This is a genomic window from Pasteurella oralis, from assembly GCF_002850605.1.
GTDB classification, from domain to species: domain Bacteria; phylum Pseudomonadota; class Gammaproteobacteria; order Enterobacterales; family Pasteurellaceae; genus Pasteurella; species Pasteurella oralis.
The window spans coordinates 36,184-53,464 of the sequence record NZ_NXGB01000004.1; the positions used below are offsets into that span (position 1 = coordinate 36,184).

General features: G+C 37.8%; 22 protein-coding genes. 10 read left to right on the forward strand and 12 right to left on the reverse strand.

Annotation, left to right across the window (positions count from 1 at the left end; genetic code table 11):
- The first annotated feature begins 66 nt into the window (after window positions 1-66).
- The 5 genes from trmB to yggU all read left to right on the forward strand — a co-directional run bounded on the left by trmB (window position 67) and on the right by yggU (window position 3,484).
- A complete protein-coding gene (trmB, locus tag C0975_RS06065) occupies window positions 67-903 on the forward strand; it encodes a tRNA (guanosine(46)-N7)-methyltransferase TrmB (RefSeq protein WP_101775501.1) in 837 nt (278 codons plus the stop codon).
- On the forward strand, window positions 887-1,231 hold the full coding sequence (locus C0975_RS06070; protein WP_049214836.1) for a YggL family protein: 345 nt from the start codon (window positions 887-889) through the stop codon (window positions 1,229-1,231). The genes trmB and C0975_RS06070 overlap by 17 nt, the downstream gene beginning before the upstream one ends.
- 389 nt (window positions 1,232-1,620) lie before the next feature.
- On the forward strand, window positions 1,621-2,571 hold the full coding sequence (gene corA, locus C0975_RS06075) for a magnesium/cobalt transporter CorA (protein ID WP_101775502.1): 951 nt from the start codon (window positions 1,621-1,623) through the stop codon (window positions 2,569-2,571).
- Window positions 2,572-2,587: 16 nt separating this feature from the next.
- The gene (locus C0975_RS06080; RefSeq protein WP_101775503.1) at window positions 2,588-3,154 is read left to right on the forward strand and encodes a YggT family protein; all 567 of its coding nucleotides are present in this window, start codon (window positions 2,588-2,590) and stop codon (window positions 3,152-3,154) included.
- Between the two features lie 33 nt (window positions 3,155-3,187).
- Window positions 3,188-3,484, forward strand: a complete 297-nt coding sequence (gene yggU, locus C0975_RS06085) for a DUF167 family protein YggU (protein WP_101775733.1) — start codon at window positions 3,188-3,190, stop codon at window positions 3,482-3,484.
- A 32-nt stretch (window positions 3,485-3,516) separates the two neighbouring features.
- Here the strand turns inward: yggU and C0975_RS11685 are convergent, their stop codons facing one another.
- The 4 genes from C0975_RS11685 to C0975_RS06100 form a co-directional block, all read right to left on the reverse strand.
- On the reverse strand, window positions 3,517-3,642 hold the full coding sequence (locus tag C0975_RS11685) for a hypothetical protein (RefSeq protein WP_281255523.1): 126 nt from the start codon (window positions 3,640-3,642) through the stop codon (window positions 3,517-3,519).
- 116 nt (window positions 3,643-3,758) lie between these two features.
- Window positions 3,759-4,139, reverse strand: a complete 381-nt coding sequence (locus C0975_RS11590) for a hypothetical protein (protein ID WP_245853313.1) — start codon at window positions 4,137-4,139, stop codon at window positions 3,759-3,761.
- Window positions 4,140-4,162: 23 nt separating this feature from the next.
- Complete coding sequence (locus tag C0975_RS06095; RefSeq protein ID WP_101775504.1) at window positions 4,163-4,498, reverse strand: TfoX/Sxy family protein; 336 nt, start codon at window positions 4,496-4,498, stop codon at window positions 4,163-4,165.
- Between the two features lie 37 nt (window positions 4,499-4,535).
- Window positions 4,536-4,970 (reverse strand): GNAT family N-acetyltransferase, encoded by a 435-nt coding sequence (locus tag C0975_RS06100; protein WP_101775505.1) that lies wholly within the window; start codon window positions 4,968-4,970, stop codon window positions 4,536-4,538.
- A 178-nt stretch (window positions 4,971-5,148) separates the two neighbouring features.
- Here C0975_RS06100 and tpiA point away from each other — a divergent pair, with 178 nt between their 5' ends.
- The gene (gene tpiA, locus C0975_RS06105) at window positions 5,149-5,934 is read left to right on the forward strand and encodes a triose-phosphate isomerase (protein WP_101775506.1); all 786 of its coding nucleotides are present in this window, start codon (window positions 5,149-5,151) and stop codon (window positions 5,932-5,934) included.
- A 63-nt stretch (window positions 5,935-5,997) separates the two neighbouring features.
- Here tpiA and C0975_RS06110 read toward each other — a convergent pair whose 3' ends face one another.
- From C0975_RS06110 to C0975_RS06120, 4 genes are all read right to left on the reverse strand, one after another.
- Window positions 5,998-6,819 carry a class I SAM-dependent methyltransferase gene (locus C0975_RS06110; RefSeq protein ID WP_101775507.1) on the reverse strand — a complete coding sequence of 274 codons (822 nt, stop codon included), beginning with the start codon at window positions 6,817-6,819 and terminating at the stop codon, window positions 5,998-6,000.
- Complete coding sequence (locus tag C0975_RS11595; protein WP_245853315.1) at window positions 6,812-6,991, reverse strand: ATP-binding cassette domain-containing protein; 180 nt, start codon at window positions 6,989-6,991, stop codon at window positions 6,812-6,814. The genes C0975_RS06110 and C0975_RS11595 overlap by 8 nt, the downstream gene beginning before the upstream one ends.
- Before the next feature lie 18 nt (window positions 6,992-7,009).
- On the reverse strand, window positions 7,010-7,240 hold the full coding sequence (locus C0975_RS11600; RefSeq protein ID WP_245853318.1) for a hypothetical protein: 231 nt from the start codon (window positions 7,238-7,240) through the stop codon (window positions 7,010-7,012).
- A 153-nt stretch (window positions 7,241-7,393) separates the two neighbouring features.
- Window positions 7,394-8,158, reverse strand: a complete 765-nt coding sequence (locus C0975_RS06120) for a glycosyltransferase family 2 protein (RefSeq protein ID WP_101775508.1) — start codon at window positions 8,156-8,158, stop codon at window positions 7,394-7,396.
- A gap of 82 nt (window positions 8,159-8,240) precedes the next feature.
- Between C0975_RS06120 and waaA the strand changes: the two genes are divergently transcribed.
- Window positions 8,241-9,518 carry a lipid IV(A) 3-deoxy-D-manno-octulosonic acid transferase gene (gene waaA, locus C0975_RS06125; protein ID WP_101775509.1) on the forward strand — a complete coding sequence of 426 codons (1,278 nt, stop codon included), beginning with the start codon at window positions 8,241-8,243 and terminating at the stop codon, window positions 9,516-9,518.
- Between the two features lie 2 nt (window positions 9,519-9,520).
- Window positions 9,521-9,997 carry a pantetheine-phosphate adenylyltransferase gene (gene coaD, locus C0975_RS06130; RefSeq protein WP_101775510.1) on the forward strand — a complete coding sequence of 159 codons (477 nt, stop codon included), beginning with the start codon at window positions 9,521-9,523 and terminating at the stop codon, window positions 9,995-9,997.
- A 38-nt stretch (window positions 9,998-10,035) separates the two neighbouring features.
- Here the strand turns inward: coaD and C0975_RS06135 are convergent, their stop codons facing one another.
- On the reverse strand, window positions 10,036-10,758 hold the full coding sequence (locus C0975_RS06135; RefSeq protein ID WP_101775511.1) for a 3-deoxy-D-manno-octulosonic acid kinase: 723 nt from the start codon (window positions 10,756-10,758) through the stop codon (window positions 10,036-10,038).
- A 93-nt stretch (window positions 10,759-10,851) separates the two neighbouring features.
- Here C0975_RS06135 and C0975_RS06140 point away from each other — a divergent pair, with 93 nt between their 5' ends.
- Together C0975_RS06140 and C0975_RS06145 are read left to right on the forward strand one after the other, a co-directional pair.
- On the forward strand, window positions 10,852-11,895 hold the full coding sequence (locus C0975_RS06140) for a glycosyltransferase family 9 protein (protein WP_101775512.1): 1,044 nt from the start codon (window positions 10,852-10,854) through the stop codon (window positions 11,893-11,895).
- A gap of 62 nt (window positions 11,896-11,957) precedes the next feature.
- Entirely contained in the window at window positions 11,958-13,805 is a 1,848-nt protein-coding gene (locus C0975_RS06145; protein ID WP_101775513.1) for an ABC transporter ATP-binding protein, read from the forward strand.
- Between the two features lie 79 nt (window positions 13,806-13,884).
- On the opposite strand, the gene C0975_RS06150 is transcribed toward C0975_RS06145, so the two are convergent.
- The 3 genes from C0975_RS06150 to rplS form a co-directional block, all read right to left on the reverse strand.
- Window positions 13,885-15,153: a M20 family metallo-hydrolase gene (locus tag C0975_RS06150; protein ID WP_101775514.1), complete on the reverse strand. Its 1,269-nt coding sequence runs from the start codon at window positions 15,151-15,153 to the stop codon at window positions 13,885-13,887.
- A 20-nt stretch (window positions 15,154-15,173) separates the two neighbouring features.
- Window positions 15,174-16,472: a C4-dicarboxylate transporter DcuC gene (gene dcuC / locus C0975_RS06155; protein WP_101775515.1), complete on the reverse strand. Its 1,299-nt coding sequence runs from the start codon at window positions 16,470-16,472 to the stop codon at window positions 15,174-15,176.
- A 363-nt stretch (window positions 16,473-16,835) separates the two neighbouring features.
- The gene (gene rplS / locus C0975_RS06165; RefSeq protein ID WP_101775517.1) at window positions 16,836-17,186 is read right to left on the reverse strand and encodes a 50S ribosomal protein L19; all 351 of its coding nucleotides are present in this window, start codon (window positions 17,184-17,186) and stop codon (window positions 16,836-16,838) included.
- Window positions 17,187-17,281 lie beyond the last annotated feature (95 nt).

The window sequence follows — 17,281 nt, forward strand, 5'->3', positions numbered from 1 at the left end:
AACCTTTGTATTTTTCAGCAAAAGCCGTATAATTCGCAGCAAATTTGGTCATTATAAACAAAAAATATGTCATTTAATAAACAAGAATTAGTCCAATCAACAACTTTTGCTGATCAAAAACGCAAAACAGTTGAAGTTGCTGAGTTTACTGAAGATGGGCGCTACAAACGTAAAATTCGCAGTTTTGTTTTACGCACTGGTCGTCTCAGTGAGTTTCAAAAACATGCGATGAATCAACATTGGCACTTTTATGGTTTAGAGCACCAAAATCAACTTTTTGATTTTAAATCAATTTATGCTAATGATAATCCAGTGATTTTAGAGATTGGGTTTGGCATGGGACATTCTTTAGTCGAAATGGCACGCCAAAATCCTCATTTCAATTATCTAGGTATTGAAGTACATACGCCGGGTGTGGGAGCTTGTATTGCGAATGCAGTAGAAAAGGACGTCAAAAACTTACGTGTCATCTGTCATGACGCAACTGAAATTTTACGTGACTGTATTGCAGATCATAGTCTAGCTGGGCTACAGTTATTCTTCCCCGATCCTTGGCATAAAACAAAACATCATAAACGTCGAATTGTACAAACGCATTTTGTGGAAAAAATTAGCCAAAAACTTGCTCAAGGTGGATTTATTCACATGGCGACGGATTGGGAAAACTATGCTGAGCATATGTTGACAGTACTACAACAAGTCAAAGAGTTAAAGAATACTTCAATAACAAATGATTACATTCCTCGTCCCGAATTTCGCCCACTAACGAAATTTGAACAACGCGGACATCGTTTAGGTCATGGTGTGTGGGATTTATATTTCACTAAAAATAAAAAACATACCGCACTTTTAAAAATTTATCAGCCAACAGAGAGGAGAATCGAAAATGGCGATCAAACGTAACAGAAGACAACGTAAAAAAATGCACCTTGCTGAATTCCAGGAGTTAGGCTTCTTAGTGAATTGGCAATTCGCAGAAGGTACAGCCATTGAACAAATTGATGAAGTAGTTGATCGTTTTATTCGTGAAGTTATCCAGCCAAATGGTTTAGCTTATGAAGGAAGTGGTTACTTACATTGGGAAGGTTTAGTTTGCCTAGAAGCACTTGGAAAATGTGATGAAAGCCACCGCACTTTAGTAAAAGAATGGTTAGAGAAAAACGGTCTACAACAGATCGAAATCAGTCAATTATTCGATATTTGGTGGGAATATCCAGCAAAAGAAGCATAAATTACTGAAAAGGCGAACATAATTGTTCGCCTTTTTCATTTTAATCAGAGAATAATTCTTTAAACCTGAACATAATTCCTTGACGAATCAGCCTTTCAAGCGTAACATTCGCCCCGATTTAGTAATATGAGGACACACACTTTGGACAGTCACAGTCGATACCGAATTATATTTTTACTGTAACTTTCGCTGTTGCCTTTTATATCAGCGAAGTTCGCTGATAGATCATTTCTAACACCATTTTATTCGGCATCTTTTTATGGTTATTGAAATACCAATAACTAATAATCAAACGAAAAATGAATTATCCTTTTGCTATCACAGCTGATTTTTGTTTGATTTCTTTTGTTCATTGCGTTGTTCATAATCCAATTAAGGAGTATGACAAAATGATTAATGCTTTCACTCTTGAAGACGCTCGCCTTGTGCGCATTGACGAAGCTGAAACTACTCAACTCAATAATGCAATCTGGCTCGATCTTCTCGAACCGACTAGCGAAGAGCGCGAAATTTTACAAGAAAGCCTAGGACAAAGCCTTGCAACCTTTCTTGAATTAGAAGATATCGAAGCTTCCGCACGTTTCTTTGAAGATGAAGATGGTTTACACCTTCACTCTTTCTTCTATTGTGAAGATGAAGAAGATTATGCTGATTTAGCTAGCGTGGCTTTTACTGTACGTGATGGTCGCCTCTTTACTTTACGCGATCGTGAACTCCCTGCGTTTCGTTTATATCGCATGCGTTCACGTAATCAACGATTAATTGAATGTAATGCTTATGAGGTTTTATTAGATTTATTTGAAACCAAAATTGAGCAATTGGCAGATGTTATCGAAACCGTGTATTCTGATTTAGAAAAATTAAGCCGAGTCATTTTAGATGGCACACAAGGCGAAGCATTTGATCAAGCACTTGCGACGTTAACTGAACAAGAAGATGCAAGTTCTAAAGTACGCTTATGTTTGATGGATACACAACGAGCATTAAGCTTCTTGGTACGTAAAACACGCTTGCCGGCAAACCAGCTTGAACAAGCACGCGAAATTTTACGCGATATTGAATCCCTCCAACCGCATAATGAATCCCTATTTCAGCGGGTCAATTTCTTAATGCAAGCGGCAATGGGCTTTATCAGCATTGAACAAAACCGTATTATCAAAATCTTCTCGGTTGTGTCAGTTATTTTCCTGCCACCAACATTAGTTGCCTCAAATTATGGAATGAACTTCGAAGTGATGCCAGAAATCGGGTTAAAATTTGGTTATCCGATGGCATTAGGTTTAATGGCACTTGCTGCATTTGCTCCATATTGGTATTTTAAACGTAAAGGTTGGTTATAAAATTTAAGGTAATACAATGAACGCATTACAAGTTTTAATTTTTACACTGATTGATGTATATGGATTTATTTTAATTCTACGCGCATGGTTTCAATTTAGTCGAGTGGATTTCTACAATCCACTCTCACAGGGCTTAGTCAAAATTACCCAACCTATCTTATCTCCTTTGCGTACCTTTATTCCAACAATCAAACATATTGACTTATCTGCGCTTATTTTCGCTTTTCTATTATTTAGTATTAAATTTCCATTAGCACATTTTGTTGGTAATTTATTTATCAGCAACGCAGATATGTTGGATTATGCATTCATTGGCTTACTCACCCTAGTACGTACTTGTGGTAAAGCAATTTTCTATGTACTGCTACTTGGCGCAATAATGAGTTGGTTCAATCGCTCGCCAAATCCAATGCAATTTGTTCTCCATCAACTCACAACTCCACTGCTAAACCCAATTCAACGCATTTTACCTAATACAGGAATGATAGATTTTTCACCAATGCTATTAGCTTTTGCCTTATTTTTCTTAGATAAAGTGCTGCTTGATCTATTCGGTGTTTATTGGTTATTAGCTAGCTACTAAAAGTGCGGTCAGTTTTAAAGGAATTTTGTGACAATAACGGCATCAGCGGTAGAAAAACAAGGCGAAAACTTACGGTTGCGAATTTTTCTGCAACCGAAAGCCAGTAAAGATCAAATTGTGGGATTACATGACAGCGAACTCAAAATCACTATCACAGCCCCACCAATTGACGGGCAAGCTAATGCACACCTACTGAAGTTTTTAAGTAAAACATTCAAAGTACCCAAAAGCAGTATTGTATTAGAAAAAGGCGAACTCAATCGACACAAACAGATTTTAATCCCGAATCCGCAAGCGATCCCTGAAGTCGTATCTGCCTTATTAAAATGAAACTTTGCAAACATTCACGGCTTCTCTTTTACTTAAATAAAGCGACTTGCCAACTGATATACTTGTCTAATTTCTTTGTTTTCTAACTGCCAACTGGCTAACTCTTGCTTAATTAAATCAGGATATATCTTACTAATATCACGTAATGCATTACCCACTGACTTACGGACATACTCACTCGTATCTTCTTTTAAACCGGCTAATCGGCTAATCGGCTAATTGCCGTGGTTGGATTATCCCTAAAATAATCACGTCCAGTCCAAATCCTTAATCCTTATGTCACTGCGCGTCGTACATTTGCAATCTCACAATGCAGCCACTCATCAATCACTTCTAATGCATATTTATAACCTCGTCGTTTACAATACTCATCAAAGGCTTTTGCTAATACTTCTTGTACCCGCCAGTTATCATCTTTAGCCACTTCATTTTTCAAGAAAGCTAAAATCCCGTCTTCTAAAGACAGATAACCAAATAGAAAAACTGCATACATTCGAGTTTGATAATATTCAGATTGATAAGCACTATAGGCAAGCGGAATAAGATAGGAAAGATTGAACTGTCGAACATCTAACTTAGCTTGTTGTTCAATAGGTTTATAACCATTTAAGATAGATCGGAATTGTGAATCAAGGTGTTTAATATAGTGCTGCATTTTTCTTCTGTGGATGAAATAAATCAAACGACACTTTTATTTTTTATCTTCTTTTTCTTTGGTTCTGGTAATTCTTCATACATCTTGGTAATTAACTGAGTTAAAAATACTTTATCATCGACTTCCTCAACTAAAAGCATTGCTTTGCCACCTTCATAAGGCGACTCATAAATAGGATTCAATACCATTGAAATAGCGGATTTCACCGGTTTAATAAGAAAACGATCGTCATAAATCCCGCCAATAATTTTCTGACGATAATAAATTACAAACTCACCCATCATTGCCCGATATTGAATATCGTCTAAACCAGATAGTTGTTCTAAAACAAAATTAAGATATCCTTTAGTTGAAGACATACTTTTCTCCTCTCGCTAAATAAACAGGTTGAAAGCATTATAAACTCAACTCAAAAATACTTTTCTTTGGATTAATTTTGAATCCCTCTGCTTCTAAGATAGTTTGTTGCTGCTGTCCTTGCTCGACAACTAAACGTTTGGATTGTGTATAACGTACAAACTCTTTTGCTTTTGCAATCAACGCCGCATAAATTTCTGCGTAATTTGAGTCAGGTAATACAAAAATATCCGTTAATTGCCAATAACGTTGTAATTGAAGAGAAGAAAGACGAGGATAGAGCTGAATGAAACCAAGTGCTTGCTGGTTTTCATTAACTGCAATAAAGAAAATGCTTTCACTAAAACGAATACGATTGGTCAAAAAGACTAAAGTGCGGTCAGGATTTTCCAGCATTCCATGAGAAAGGCGATATTGCTCAAAGAGCGGTAATAGAATGTCTAAATTCCATTGTTCAGCTTTAAAAATTTTCATTTTCGTCACAATCGGGTATTTTTTGTCAAATCTATACAGTGGATTGTAGCTTTTTAAAACAAAATAATCACCTTTTACCAAAAAAATTTTTCAAATTTGCCTAAAATCAACAGAACTAAATAAAAAATTTGATATAGTAATGCGGTCATTTTTTATTAATTTAATACGGAGAAAAATTATGGCTCGTCGTCCTTTAGTTATGGGTAACTGGAAATTAAACGGTAGCAAAGCATTCACAAAAGAATTAATCGAGGGCTTAAAAGCAGAATTAGCCGATGTTGAAGGTTGTGATGTCGCAATTGCACCACCAGTCATGTATTTAGCTGAAGCTGAAGCTGCATTAAAATGCAGTTGCAGCTGTGGCAGCAAAACTATCGCGCTTGGCGCACAAAACGTTGATGTTAATGTACAAGGTGCGTTTACGGGCGATATCTCAACTGAAATGTTAAAAGATTTTGGCGCACAATACATCATCATTGGTCACTCTGAGCGTCGTACCTATCATAAAGAAAGCGATGAGTTGATCGCAAAAAAATTCGCAGCATTAAAACAAGCCGGTTTAACACCTGTATTATGTATCGGTGAAAGTGAAGCAGAAAATGAAGCAGGCAAAACAGAAGAAGTGTGCGCACGTCAAATTGACGCCGTACTAAATACGTTAGGTGCAGAAGCATTTAACGGTGCAGTGATTGCTTACGAGCCAATTTGGGCAATTGGTACTGGCAAATCAGCGACTCCTGCACAAGCACAAGCTGTTCACGCTTTTATCCGTGCTCATATCGCGAAGAAAGATCAAGCAGTAGCAGCGCAAGTGATTATTCAATACGGTGGTTCAGTCAATGATGCGAATGCAGCAGAATTATTCACACAACCCGATATCGACGGTGCATTAGTGGGCGGCGCGTCACTAAAAGCACCCGCATTTGCTGTGATCGTAAAAGCAGCAGCAAAAGCAAAAAGCTAATTTGATTTCTTTCAACCAAAAAGCAGATCTTCGATCTGCTTTTTTATTCTCTCAAAAGTGCGGTCACTTTTTTGCTTTTTTCCAACTGACAAACGCCCAAATTTTAAAATCACTACGCGCAGAAGTGAGATTTGGATGTTTGGTATAATAATCTTTGAGTTTTGCTATTTCTTGCTCACTCAACTCACCAATAGACCACTGGACAGATTGAATAAAACTTTGCTCATCCATTTTTTCTGACTGAACCAACCCGCATTCTGCCGTAATAAAATCAACGGATGCGTAGTAACCTTTCTGATGCAGTAAATTTAACGCATACATGTAATTAGGAAAACCAACAGAATCTCGTCCAATATATTGCAAAATATCTCGAGCGATAAAATCTTTTTCCACAATCATTGTCATATACACCGCTTTCTTTGCTTTAGCATTCAGTTTATCTATCGCCTGATCTAAATCTGCCACCATAGAAGAACGTGACGATACGCAAATATCACATTCAGGTACATCATCCCAATTGTCTTCCCAAGATTTACACAGTGCTTGTACATTGTAAAAGCCTAAGGCTTTTGCGCGTTGTTGCAATACGGATAACATACCTTCACTATAATCCAGAGCATATACTTGCTTAATCTGCGCAGCAACCGTTAAAGAAATTGCGCCACCACCGCAACCAACATCAAGTAAAGTATCTTCTTCGGTGAGCTCCATTCGACTAGCAAAGGCGCTAACATATTCGTTATGTAGATCGTATTCAGACTGTTGCATTTTCTCTGCTTTGCGATCCCAATCTTGAGCTGTTTTTGGCTCTCTTGCTGCAAGTTGATAGTGATTTCGATACAATTCAGCAAAATTGATATCCCAAAGGGTTTGAAGTTTAGTCATAACTTGTCCTTAAATTTTTACGTAATAGCTGCTTATCTAACTGATAAATTATTGCTAAATTTTCTATTGTTAATGTTTGTTTCGGTTTGCCATTTGCAATAATTTTGCCTTGATGAAACAAGATAACTTGATCCGCAATTTGCATACTATGCTCTGGCCGATGTGTTGTCATCAGAATAGACAACCCCGTTTACTTTAATTGAGCGATGCCTAATGTTGCTAAACACTGTTCTGCAATTGTAATGTCGACTTTTTTGGTGTGCTGTACCAAGCGAACTGAGCAGTCCTTCCCATTAGTACAACTTGTTGCACAGTAAAACGAAATAAATGGTGAACCTGTGGTACATAACCAATAAATTGCGCAAGGCGCTTTTGTATCCATCCAAAGTGCGGTCGATTTTTTAACAATTTTAGCTAACATAGCCACTCCTTTTTGATTAAGAAATCGCTATATACTATTATTTACATTGATAAAAATAAACAATTGTTATCTTTAGAAAATCTAAATGTATTTTTGTGAGAAATGTCGCATAAAAAAGTACAGAGATTATTCTGTACTTTTTTCAATGCAAATTTATCGTTTTGTTTCTGTCCTTACCCACAAATCGGCATATTTAACAAAAGTGGAGTGAGTAGAAAGGATGGCAAGCAGCAAACCTTGTTTACCGTCGAGAAAACCTGCTTTAATAATATACATCTTGATGAAGCAACCAATTGCATGAGTAAAGGCAGAAAATAAACTGCCCTTTTTACCCAACTTTTCCCGTTTTTCTGCCCAAGCTTTAGCATAACTTGCGGATTTGACTAAATAATGATGCATATCTTTATAAGTATAGTGATCTAAATCACCCGTGAGTTTCTCTACTACCGCATGAGTTGGCAACATCACTTTTTCATGCACGACATCATCATTATATTGCGTAAATTGCGTTTTATATAAACGTAATACAAAATCAGGATACCAACCCGAATGACGAATCTTGCGCCCAAAAACTTCACTTAAACGCGGAATTTTATATACCACATTATCTTTATTTTGCTGTACCGCTCGTTGAATAGATAAACGTAGTTCTGGCGTGACACGTTCATCTGCATCCAACCACAGCACATAATCACTAGTGACATATTGTTGCGCTAATTGACGCTGTCTACCAAAGCCTTGCCAATCGGTGTTTTGATAGAATTTTGCCCCATAGCTTAGTGCAATTTCTTGTGTGTTATCTGTACTGCCAGAATCTAGAATCACGATTTCATCGACCCAATCTTTTACTGTATCTAAACATTGAGCCAAATGTTCTGATTCATTTTTTACAATCATAGCAACGCTAAGTGTTGGCATACTTTTTATCCTTTATGTCTTCAATGCAACAGTTTATACTAAAGCGAGTTTGTCCATTTTAACATAACCGAATATTTATTCTATGTTGCGTTTTTTTTACACAATCTTATTGTATTTAATCCAACCCATTGTTGTGTTGTTTATGTTTGGGCGTAGCTTAAAAGCGCCCAATTACCGTAAACGACTCAATGAACGCTATGGTTTTTATTGTGGACTCACGTCACCTAAACCCAATGGCATTATTGTTCATGCTGCATCGGTAGGTGAAGTCATCGCTGCCACACCATTAATTAAACGTATTCAATTACAATATCCTGATTTGCCAATTACTGTCACAACAGTCACACCAACAGGTTCAGATCGCGTTAAAGCGGCGTTTGCAACAAGCGTATCCCATGTTTATTTGCCTTATGATTTACCTGATGCAGTTAATCGCTTCATTAGCTTTATTCAACCCAAAATTTGTATTGTGATTGAAACAGAAATTTGGCCAAACTTAATTACTCAACTGAAAAAACGTGATATTCCTTTTATTATTGCAAATGCACGTTTATCTGCTCGCTCGGCAAAACGCTATGGTTGGTTCAAGCAATCATTATATCCTGTTTTTGACAATATTAGTCTCATTGCCGCACAAGATGATGTCAGTGGTAAACGTTATTTAGCATTAGGTTACGATCCAGAACGCTTAAAATACACAGGCAATATTAAATATGACTTGACCACTAATGGCAATTTATTAGAAAAGATCAATACACTCAAAACAGAATGGGGAAAAGATCGTCCAGTGTGGATTGCTGCAAGCACTCATGAAGGTGAGGAAGAATTAATTTTAGAAAGCCATCGTTTGTTACTGAATAAATACCCAAACTTATTACTCATTCTGGTCCCTCGCCATCCAGAACGTTTTAATACAGTAGCAGAATTGATAGAAAAGCATAAATTCCGTTATATACGCCGTAGTGCAAATATCGCGCCACCAGCCACAACTCAAGTGGTGCTTGGTGATACAATGGGCGAGTTGATGTTACTCTATGGTATTGCAGATATTGCGCTCGTAGGTGGTAGCTTAGTCAAACATGGCGGGCACAATCCATTAGAGCCCTTAACTTTTAAATTACCTGTCTTGAGTGGTAAATATACATTTAACTTCCCTGAAGTCTTTACTAAATTGCTGCAAGTACAAGGCGCACTTGAGGTTAATGAAAATACTAAAGCAATCACCAATGCAGTAGAAAAATTTTTAGACTCTGCTGAATTACGCGCACGTTATGGCAATGCAGGCTATGAAGTCTTGGTTGAAAACCGTGGCGCATTACAACGTTTATTAGATTTATTAGCACCTTATTTAAGTAAGTAATTATGATAACAGTGATTTACCCTGGTACATTTGATCCTATTACAAACGGTCATCTTGATATCATTCAACGTACTGCACGTTTATTTCCAAATGTCCTTGTAGCAGTAGCGTCCAATCCAAATAAAAAGCCACTATTTGATTTAGAAACACGTGTGCAATTAGTCAAACAAGCGGTTGCTCATCTATCCAATGTGGAAGTAGTTGGTTTTTTAGATTTACTCGCTGATGTCGTGAAAGAACGTCAAATTACTGCAATTATTCGTGGGGTACGCAGCGCAAGCGACTTTGATTATGAACTCCAACTGGCGCATTTAAATCGTTTATTAACAGATGGCGTCGAAAGTTTATTTTTTCCACCATCAGAGCGTTGGTCCTATGTATCATCCACCATGATCCGTGAAATTCATTTACACCATGGCGATGTCAGTCAATTAGTACCAGAAGTCGTGTTTCATGCATTAGAAAATCTGAAAAAGTGACCGCACTTTTAAACACAATAAGGACATCTAAGATGTCCTTATTCGTGATAACCAAGTAGCAAATTTTGCCAATCTTGTTCAGTAAATTGAATGCCCATGCGTCCCACTTCTTTGATAAAAGAGCGCTGTAAACGTTGCAAATTCTCAGCTTTCCAACTGTCACCGAGTTGATGACCACTTTTATCAAAGTCCAATAACCAAAATTTACAGTTGCCCGCAAGAGGTTGTACCAAAATATTATGTGCATTTAAATCACTATGGCAGACTTGTAAATTATGCAGCTGCCGAATCAATCGACCAATTTTCTGCCAATTCTCACTAGACAATGTTGAATGTTGCAAATAGGTGGTCAAATCTTCCGCATTTTCAATTTTTTCTGTCAACAAATCAGCACGATAGAAACCAAATGCGATCTTTTCAACACGTGCACCTATAGGTTTCGGTACGGCAAGTCCTGCTTCATATAATTGTTTTAATAAATTAAATTCAGCAAAACTACGCGCTGTAGAAAGTGTCGCAAAACGATAACGATCACGATTGAATTTACCCCAAAGACCACCACGATAATAATGACGCAATGCGGTATTGACACCCAAAACATCATCTGTTTTTAAAAACCAAGTTGTACCACGTCCTTTTGCTGAACCAACTATACGGTCTTGTTTTTTCCAGAAATGTGATTGGAAGAAAGATTCTTGATCAGGCTTAGGCTGTTTAAAATTAAAGAGAAAAAAAGTATTTTTATGTTTAAATTCAAGCATATTGCCGTAGGTTCAAATCAGAGATAGCGAATAGTCACATTCTACTTTAAAATAGTTAAAATTCACACAAGATTTATTTGCATGGACTGTTTTATGGCACTTTTTAGTTCTCCTCCGCGATCGCTCTGTATTTTACGTTTATCTGCTATTGGTGATGTGTGTCATGCACTTGCCGCTGTGCAGCAAATTCAACGTTATTGGCCAAGTACCAAAATCAGCTGGATCGTAGGTAAAACCGAAGCACAATTATTAGCAGGTATTCCGAATGTGGAACTGATTACTTATGATAAAAAAACTGGTTGGCAAGGCATCTTCGCATTATGGCGACAACTTAAAGCACAACAGTTTGATGCGCTGCTTAATATGCAAACTGCTTTACGAGCCTCAATCATTTCCTTAGGCATTAAAGCTACTTATAAAATTGGCTTTGGCAAAAAAAGAGCCAGAGAAGGACAATGGCTCTTTACCAATCGAAAAATTACTGAGCCGAATAGCCCACATGTGCTTGATGGCTTTATGGCATTTGTCGATTATCTAGGTGTCCCAATTGAACAACCACAATGGCAATTACAGATCAGTGAGCAAGATCGCCAAATAGTTAAGCAATATCTTGATCCAATGCGAAAAAATCTACTGATTTCCCCTTGCTCCAGTAAAGCAGAAAAAGATTGGCTAATTGAGCGTTATGCTGAAATTGCTAATATTGCTCATCAACATAATATTCAAGTTATTTTTTGTTCTTCTCCAGCTAAACGAGAGATGGAAATGACGCAAAAAATTATTACATTATGCGACTTTCAGCCAATTGATTTATCAGGAAAAACCAATCTTAAACAGCTTACTGCATTAATTGGATTGGTCGATTTAGTCATCGCACCTGATTCTGGACCAGCACACTTAGCCACAACGCAAGGCACTGATGTTATCGGTTTATATGCTTATCATAACCCACAAAGAACAGGACCTTACTATAACTTAGCCAATGTGGTATCTGTCTATGAACAAAACGCACAACAAGAATTTGGTAAGTCCTCTGCTGAACTGCCATGGGCAACAAAACTTAAAGGTAAAAATTTAATGGCACAAATCCAAGTTGCTGATGTCGTTGCCCAAATGAAAGCGCTTAAGTTGTTTTAAAGTGCGGTCTATTTTTGCCAAGTTTTGAACCCTGTTCATCACAAAAAATTAAAGGGATAACAATGTTTGATAAAATTTATTCATGGTTTGAAAATCGTTTAAATCCTTATCCTCCCGAAGCACCTAAAACGCCTGAAAAGGGATTAGTACGCTTTATTTGGTCAAGTCTAGAAGGCATGAAAAGTTGGATCTTCTTACTTGCTTTCCTCAATATTGGTATCGGAATTGTCGAGGGTGTTGTCTTTCGTTTTATGGGTATTTTAGTCGATTGGCTAAGTGAATATACACCAACTACGCTGTGGCAAAATAAAGGTCATTTACTCATCGCTATGGCAGCGCTATTACTATTTAGTATCTTATGGGCATTTGTGACTTCTGCTGTGCGACTACAAACCTTACAAGGGGTATTTCCAATGCGCTTACGTTGGAATTTCCACCGCTTGATGCTTGGACAAAGTTTAACTTTCTATCAAGACGAATTTGCAGGACGAGTTTCAGCAAAAGTGATGCAAACCGCATTAGCCGTCCGTGATACTGTACTGACTTTGGCGGATATGGTTGTATATGTCTGTGTTTATTTCATTACTTCAGGGGTTGTTTTAGCCACACTTGATAATTGGTTATTATTGCCTTTCATTTTATGGATTGTCATATTTGCAACTATTTTACGCATTCTTATTCCGAAATTGGCCAAAACGGCTGAACGCCAAGCAGATGCGCGTTCCTTAATGACAGGGCGTATTACAGATGCCTATTCTAATATCGCTACCGTCAAATTATTCTCACATGGTGCACGAGAAGCCAGTTATGCCAAACGTTCAATGGAAGAATTTATGCTAACAGTACATGCACAAATGCGTTTAGGTACTTCGTTAGATATTCTCACTTATGCTGCCAATATTAGCCTTACATTAGGAACTGCAATTTTAGGTATCATTTTATGGCAACAAGGCAGTGTAGGTGTTGGCGCTATTGCAACTGCTATTGCAATGGCATTGCGCGTCAATGGCTTATCACATTGGATCATGTGGGAATCCGCACGCTTATTTGAAAATATTGGCACAGTCAATGATGGAATGGAAACGCTGACTAAACCACATACCATTATCGATAAAATTGATGCAAAACCAATTCATATTAATCAAGGCGAAATTCAATTTAACAATGTGAATTTTGCTTATTCACCAGATAAACCTTTACTCAAAAATTTTAACTTAACCATTAAACCAGGTGAGAAAGTTGGTTTAATTGGACGCTCTGGCGCAGGCAAATCAACTATCGTTAATTTGCTCTTACGTTTTTATGAAGCACAAGAAGGGGAAATTACTATTGATGGGCAAAACATTTGTGATGTATTACAAGAAAGCCTACGCAGCCAAATTGGTTTAGTTACACAAGATACCTCATTGCTCCACCGCTCTGTGCGCGAAAACATTATTTATGGGCGACCAAATGCCAATGAAGAGGAAATGATTTATGCGGCACAGCGCGCAGAAGCTGCCGATTTTATTCCACAGTTAAGTGATGCCAAAGGGCGCACTGGTTATGATGCACATGTTGGTGAACGCGGTGTAAAATTATCTGGTGGACAACGTCAACGTATTGCCATTGCACGTGTGATGTTAAAAGATGCACCAATTTTATTATTAGATGAGGCGACCAGTGCATTAGATTCTGAAGTTGAGGCGGCTATTCAAGAAAGTCTCGATAAAATGATGGAAAATAAAACGGTTATTGCGATTGCTCACCGCTTATCCACTATCGCGGCAATGGATCGTTTGATTGTGCTAGATAAAGGTCAAATTGTAGAACAAGGTACCCATAGTGAATTACTGGAACGCAATGGACTTTATGCCAAACTGTGGGCTCATCAAAGTGGTGGTTTCTTAACTGAACACATTGAAGACTAAAAAGAAAAATAGCTGTTATGTAAACAGCTATTTTTTAACATATTTCACATGCTACAGCAGGTAATAAATCTAGCAAAGATTAAGCCAGTAAATGTTGAAGCAACGCAGTATATATATTCACACCTGTTAATAACTGCGTTTCATCAAAATCAAACTCTGCCTGATGATGACCTGCTGTACGATCTGCACCGAGAATAAAATAAATCGCTTTGCCACCTTGCTCTTGTACACGACGTCCTAGAATCGTCGCATCTTCACTTGCATTAAACGCATAATCTGCATCAGTCCGTTTAATATCAGGCTGTTGTAACGCGATTTTCTCGACAAGCTGAATGAGTTCTTCATCATTCACCATATCGACAGCTTCCCCCATTATCTCGGTTTCATAATTGACATTAAAACTAATCGCTATACCTTTAGCAATTTGCATTACTTGTGCAACCATATATTCATTAATAGCTTTATTTTCACCTCGAACTTCTAATTGGAGTTGTGCGGTTGCAGGAATAACATTACGCCCTTCACCAGCATTGAGCACACCAACATTAATTCGTGTCATCCCTTCACCATGACGGGCAATACCATGTAGTTGAGTGACAGTATGAGCTGCAGCAAGTAGAGCATTATGCCCTAGATGTGGCGCAGCACCTGCATGGGCTGGTTTACCTTGATAACGAATATCAATTTTTGTCGTAGATAAGAAATTTTTAGGGTTCGAAATGATTGTCCCAGTATCCGCACAGAAGCTAATGTGCGAGCTAGCAAAATAATCTGCATCATCAATTACACCACTTGCAGCAATCGCGGCTGCACCTCGCACCCCTTCTTCAGCTGGTTGGAAAACAATTTTAATTTTACCACTGAGCTTATTTTTATTTTCAGCTAACCATTTAGCAGTTCCCAAGCCAATTGTAATATGCGCATCATGCCCACAAGCATGCATAAAACCATCATTAAGCGAAGCGAAATGATATTGGTTTGGAATATGCTCAGGATGAGTGGTTTCAGTCACATTAACACAATCAATATCAAAACGTAATGCAACAGTTTTACCCGGTTTACCAGTATCTAATACCGCTACACAACCAGTATACCCATTCATTTGTTCAAGCCATTTTGCTTTTGCGCCATAAGCGATCGCCTTTGCTAACCCTGTTTCGACAACAACTTGCTGGCGACCACGTACAAATTCAGGATTAATAATCTTATCACCAAGTAAAATATCAAACCCCATTTCCTCAAGATAATCAGCAATACGACTGGTTGTCCAAAACTCAGACCAACCAATCTCAGGAAAACGGTGAAATTCACGACGCCATTGGATGAGTTGTTCCAGTGTTATACTCATTGAATCACTCCTCTTTATGATTACAACATAAACAATGCTAAAAATAAGATGGCGAGAATCATGCCTGGTACAGTACGTTTAACCATTTCAACTGGGCTGACCATCGCTAAACCAGCGCAAACAATCGTCACTCCAGCAATTGGTGATGCTGTACGTCCTATCGCCCCTGCAATCGCGGCTGCCATACCTAAATTAACATGGGTATAACCTAATTCGACTGCATGAGGTGTCACCGCGGTATTGAACGCAATCGCGGCAGCATCTCCCGATCCGGTCACAATACCCATTAAGAATGGCCCAACGGTTGCTCCCCAACGGACAAATTCATTTGAATGTTTGAGAAATTCAATAGCAGTATCAATGGCACCTGTTGATTTTAGACCTGCGACAAAGACACTTGCAGCAATAATGATACCTAACACATTAGCATAAGAATTTCCCATTCCATTAAAGAACTCATTTGTGATTTTGGCTGGTGAAATACGTGTCATCACTACCGCATATAATGAACCAATTAACATCGCTTGCGGCACCCCCATTTTAGTCCATTCTAAGCCAGGCATTTTTTGTAAAGACGTACCACCAATGACTAAAATAACTAAAGGAACTAATGGCGCTAATGCATAAAGAATATTCACTTTCATGCCTTCTGCATTTTGCTCACTCTCTTTATTTTCTGCTAAATAGGCTTGGCGATGTGCTTCACCATAATCTTTAAACACGATAGCTAAAATCGTTAACATAACTGCCCCAATTGCACCAGCAATCATTGTATAAGGTGCATGAGATAAGTTAACTTGTGTTACAGTTAAGCCTGACATTTCACTTAACATCGCTGAATGAGAAGACCCTGGACTCATCATTGATCCAAAAGTACCCGCCAAAATTGCCGCCCCAGCTGTTGCTGGGCGCACGCCTGAACTTTTTAATACTGGAATTAAAGTTGCTCCAACTGCTGCTGCACAACCTGCTGCAGAAGGAATCGCAATGTTAATAAAGAATGTAATAATTGTTGCGATAGGAATTAAGAAAAACTTCAACCCACTTAATGGTTTTGTTAATAAATGGACTAAATGTGTATCACATTGAGTATATTTCATCACATAAGCAAAGCCCATACTAGAACAGATTGCCATGATCAACCCTCCCGACGTCATGCTTTTCGCAAAAGCATCGAGCGCCCCCATAGGGTTAAGAGTTGCAATAGACATTAACAACCCCACACCAATTAATACAGTACGAGTTTCATATTTTTTTATTAATAAATAGACTGCTACGATAATACCAATAAGCGCAATAATTGCTTTCAATGCCACCATAATTTGATCCCCAGCTTCTTATATTTTTAATCACTCACCAAAACAAGATATTTTTAATAACAATGATGCTTCACTATCAAAAAATCTTACACTCAGTATGCGTGGTTCACATTAATTTAGGAATTAAAAAATCGTATTTTATTGATAGGGATCACAAAATAAAATCAGAAAGAGCCGCTGAACAAAAGTTAGGTAAAGAAAACCAAATTGATTTTCTAAATCAGCCTAATAATGACCCCAACACCTCATCTCTACATGTTAAGGTTATACAACTAACCAATAAAATTTTATAAAAATAGACCGCACTTTTATTAAATGGGAAAAGAAAAAAGGCTTGGAATTCCAAGCCTTTTCGTGAGCCAATTAATCGCCCAAACGTTCTTTAATACGTGCAGATTTACCTGAACGCTCACGTAAGTAGTAAAGTTTCGCTTTACGTACTGCACCTTTACGTTTCACAGAAATACTTTCAACGATTGGAGAGTGAGTTTGGAATACACGCTCAACACCAACACCGTTAGAAATTTTGCGTAAAGTAAATGCAGAATGCAAGCCACGGTTACGAATTGCAATAACCACGCCCTCGAATGCTTGCAGACGACGTTTGCTACCTTCAACAACCCATACTTTAACTTCTAAAGTATCACCTGGGCGGAAGCTAGGTAAATTTTGTTTTAATTGTTCTTGTTCAAGTTGTTTAATGATGTTACTCATAATAATTAACCTTTTTAAATCCTAGATTGAACTGATATGTGGCATTCTATATTAACCAATTTACTGACAGAAAAATTGATTAAAAAGCTTGTCAA

Excerpts from the sequence above, each read along its gene's own strand:
- trmB (WP_101775501.1), top strand. The coding sequence starts at position 67 with ATGTCATTTAATAAACAAGAATTAGTCCAATCAACAACTTTTGCTGAT.
- C0975_RS06070 (WP_049214836.1), top strand. The coding sequence starts at position 887 with ATGGCGATCAAACGTAACAGAAGACAACGTAAAAAAATGCACCTTGCT.
- corA (WP_101775502.1), top strand. The coding sequence starts at position 1,621 with ATGATTAATGCTTTCACTCTTGAAGACGCTCGCCTTGTGCGCATTGAC.
- C0975_RS06080 (WP_101775503.1), top strand. The coding sequence starts at position 2,588 with ATGAACGCATTACAAGTTTTAATTTTTACACTGATTGATGTATATGGA.
- C0975_RS11590 (WP_245853313.1), bottom strand. The coding sequence starts at position 4,139 with ATGCAGCACTATATTAAACACCTTGATTCACAATTCCGATCTATCTTA.
- C0975_RS06095 (WP_101775504.1), bottom strand. The coding sequence starts at position 4,498 with ATGTCTTCAACTAAAGGATATCTTAATTTTGTTTTAGAACAACTATCT.
- C0975_RS06100 (WP_101775505.1), bottom strand. The coding sequence starts at position 4,970 with ATGAAAATTTTTAAAGCTGAACAATGGAATTTAGACATTCTATTACCG.
- tpiA (WP_101775506.1), top strand. The coding sequence starts at position 5,149 with ATGGCTCGTCGTCCTTTAGTTATGGGTAACTGGAAATTAAACGGTAGC.
- C0975_RS06110 (WP_101775507.1), bottom strand. The coding sequence starts at position 6,819 with ATGACTAAACTTCAAACCCTTTGGGATATCAATTTTGCTGAATTGTAT.
- C0975_RS11595 (WP_245853315.1), bottom strand. The coding sequence starts at position 6,991 with ATGACAACACATCGGCCAGAGCATAGTATGCAAATTGCGGATCAAGTT.
- C0975_RS11600 (WP_245853318.1), bottom strand. The coding sequence starts at position 7,240 with ATGTTAGCTAAAATTGTTAAAAAATCGACCGCACTTTGGATGGATACA.
- C0975_RS06120 (WP_101775508.1), bottom strand. The coding sequence starts at position 8,158 with ATGCCAACACTTAGCGTTGCTATGATTGTAAAAAATGAATCAGAACAT.
- waaA (WP_101775509.1), top strand. The coding sequence starts at position 8,241 with ATGTTGCGTTTTTTTTACACAATCTTATTGTATTTAATCCAACCCATT.
- coaD (WP_101775510.1), top strand. The coding sequence starts at position 9,521 with ATGATAACAGTGATTTACCCTGGTACATTTGATCCTATTACAAACGGT.
- C0975_RS06135 (WP_101775511.1), bottom strand. The coding sequence starts at position 10,758 with ATGCTTGAATTTAAACATAAAAATACTTTTTTTCTCTTTAATTTTAAA.
- C0975_RS06140 (WP_101775512.1), top strand. The coding sequence starts at position 10,852 with ATGGCACTTTTTAGTTCTCCTCCGCGATCGCTCTGTATTTTACGTTTA.
- C0975_RS06145 (WP_101775513.1), top strand. The coding sequence starts at position 11,958 with ATGTTTGATAAAATTTATTCATGGTTTGAAAATCGTTTAAATCCTTAT.
- C0975_RS06150 (WP_101775514.1), bottom strand. The coding sequence starts at position 15,153 with ATGAGTATAACACTGGAACAACTCATCCAATGGCGTCGTGAATTTCAC.
- dcuC (WP_101775515.1), bottom strand. The coding sequence starts at position 16,472 with ATGGTGGCATTGAAAGCAATTATTGCGCTTATTGGTATTATCGTAGCA.
- rplS (WP_101775517.1), bottom strand. The coding sequence starts at position 17,186 with ATGAGTAACATCATTAAACAACTTGAACAAGAACAATTAAAACAAAAT.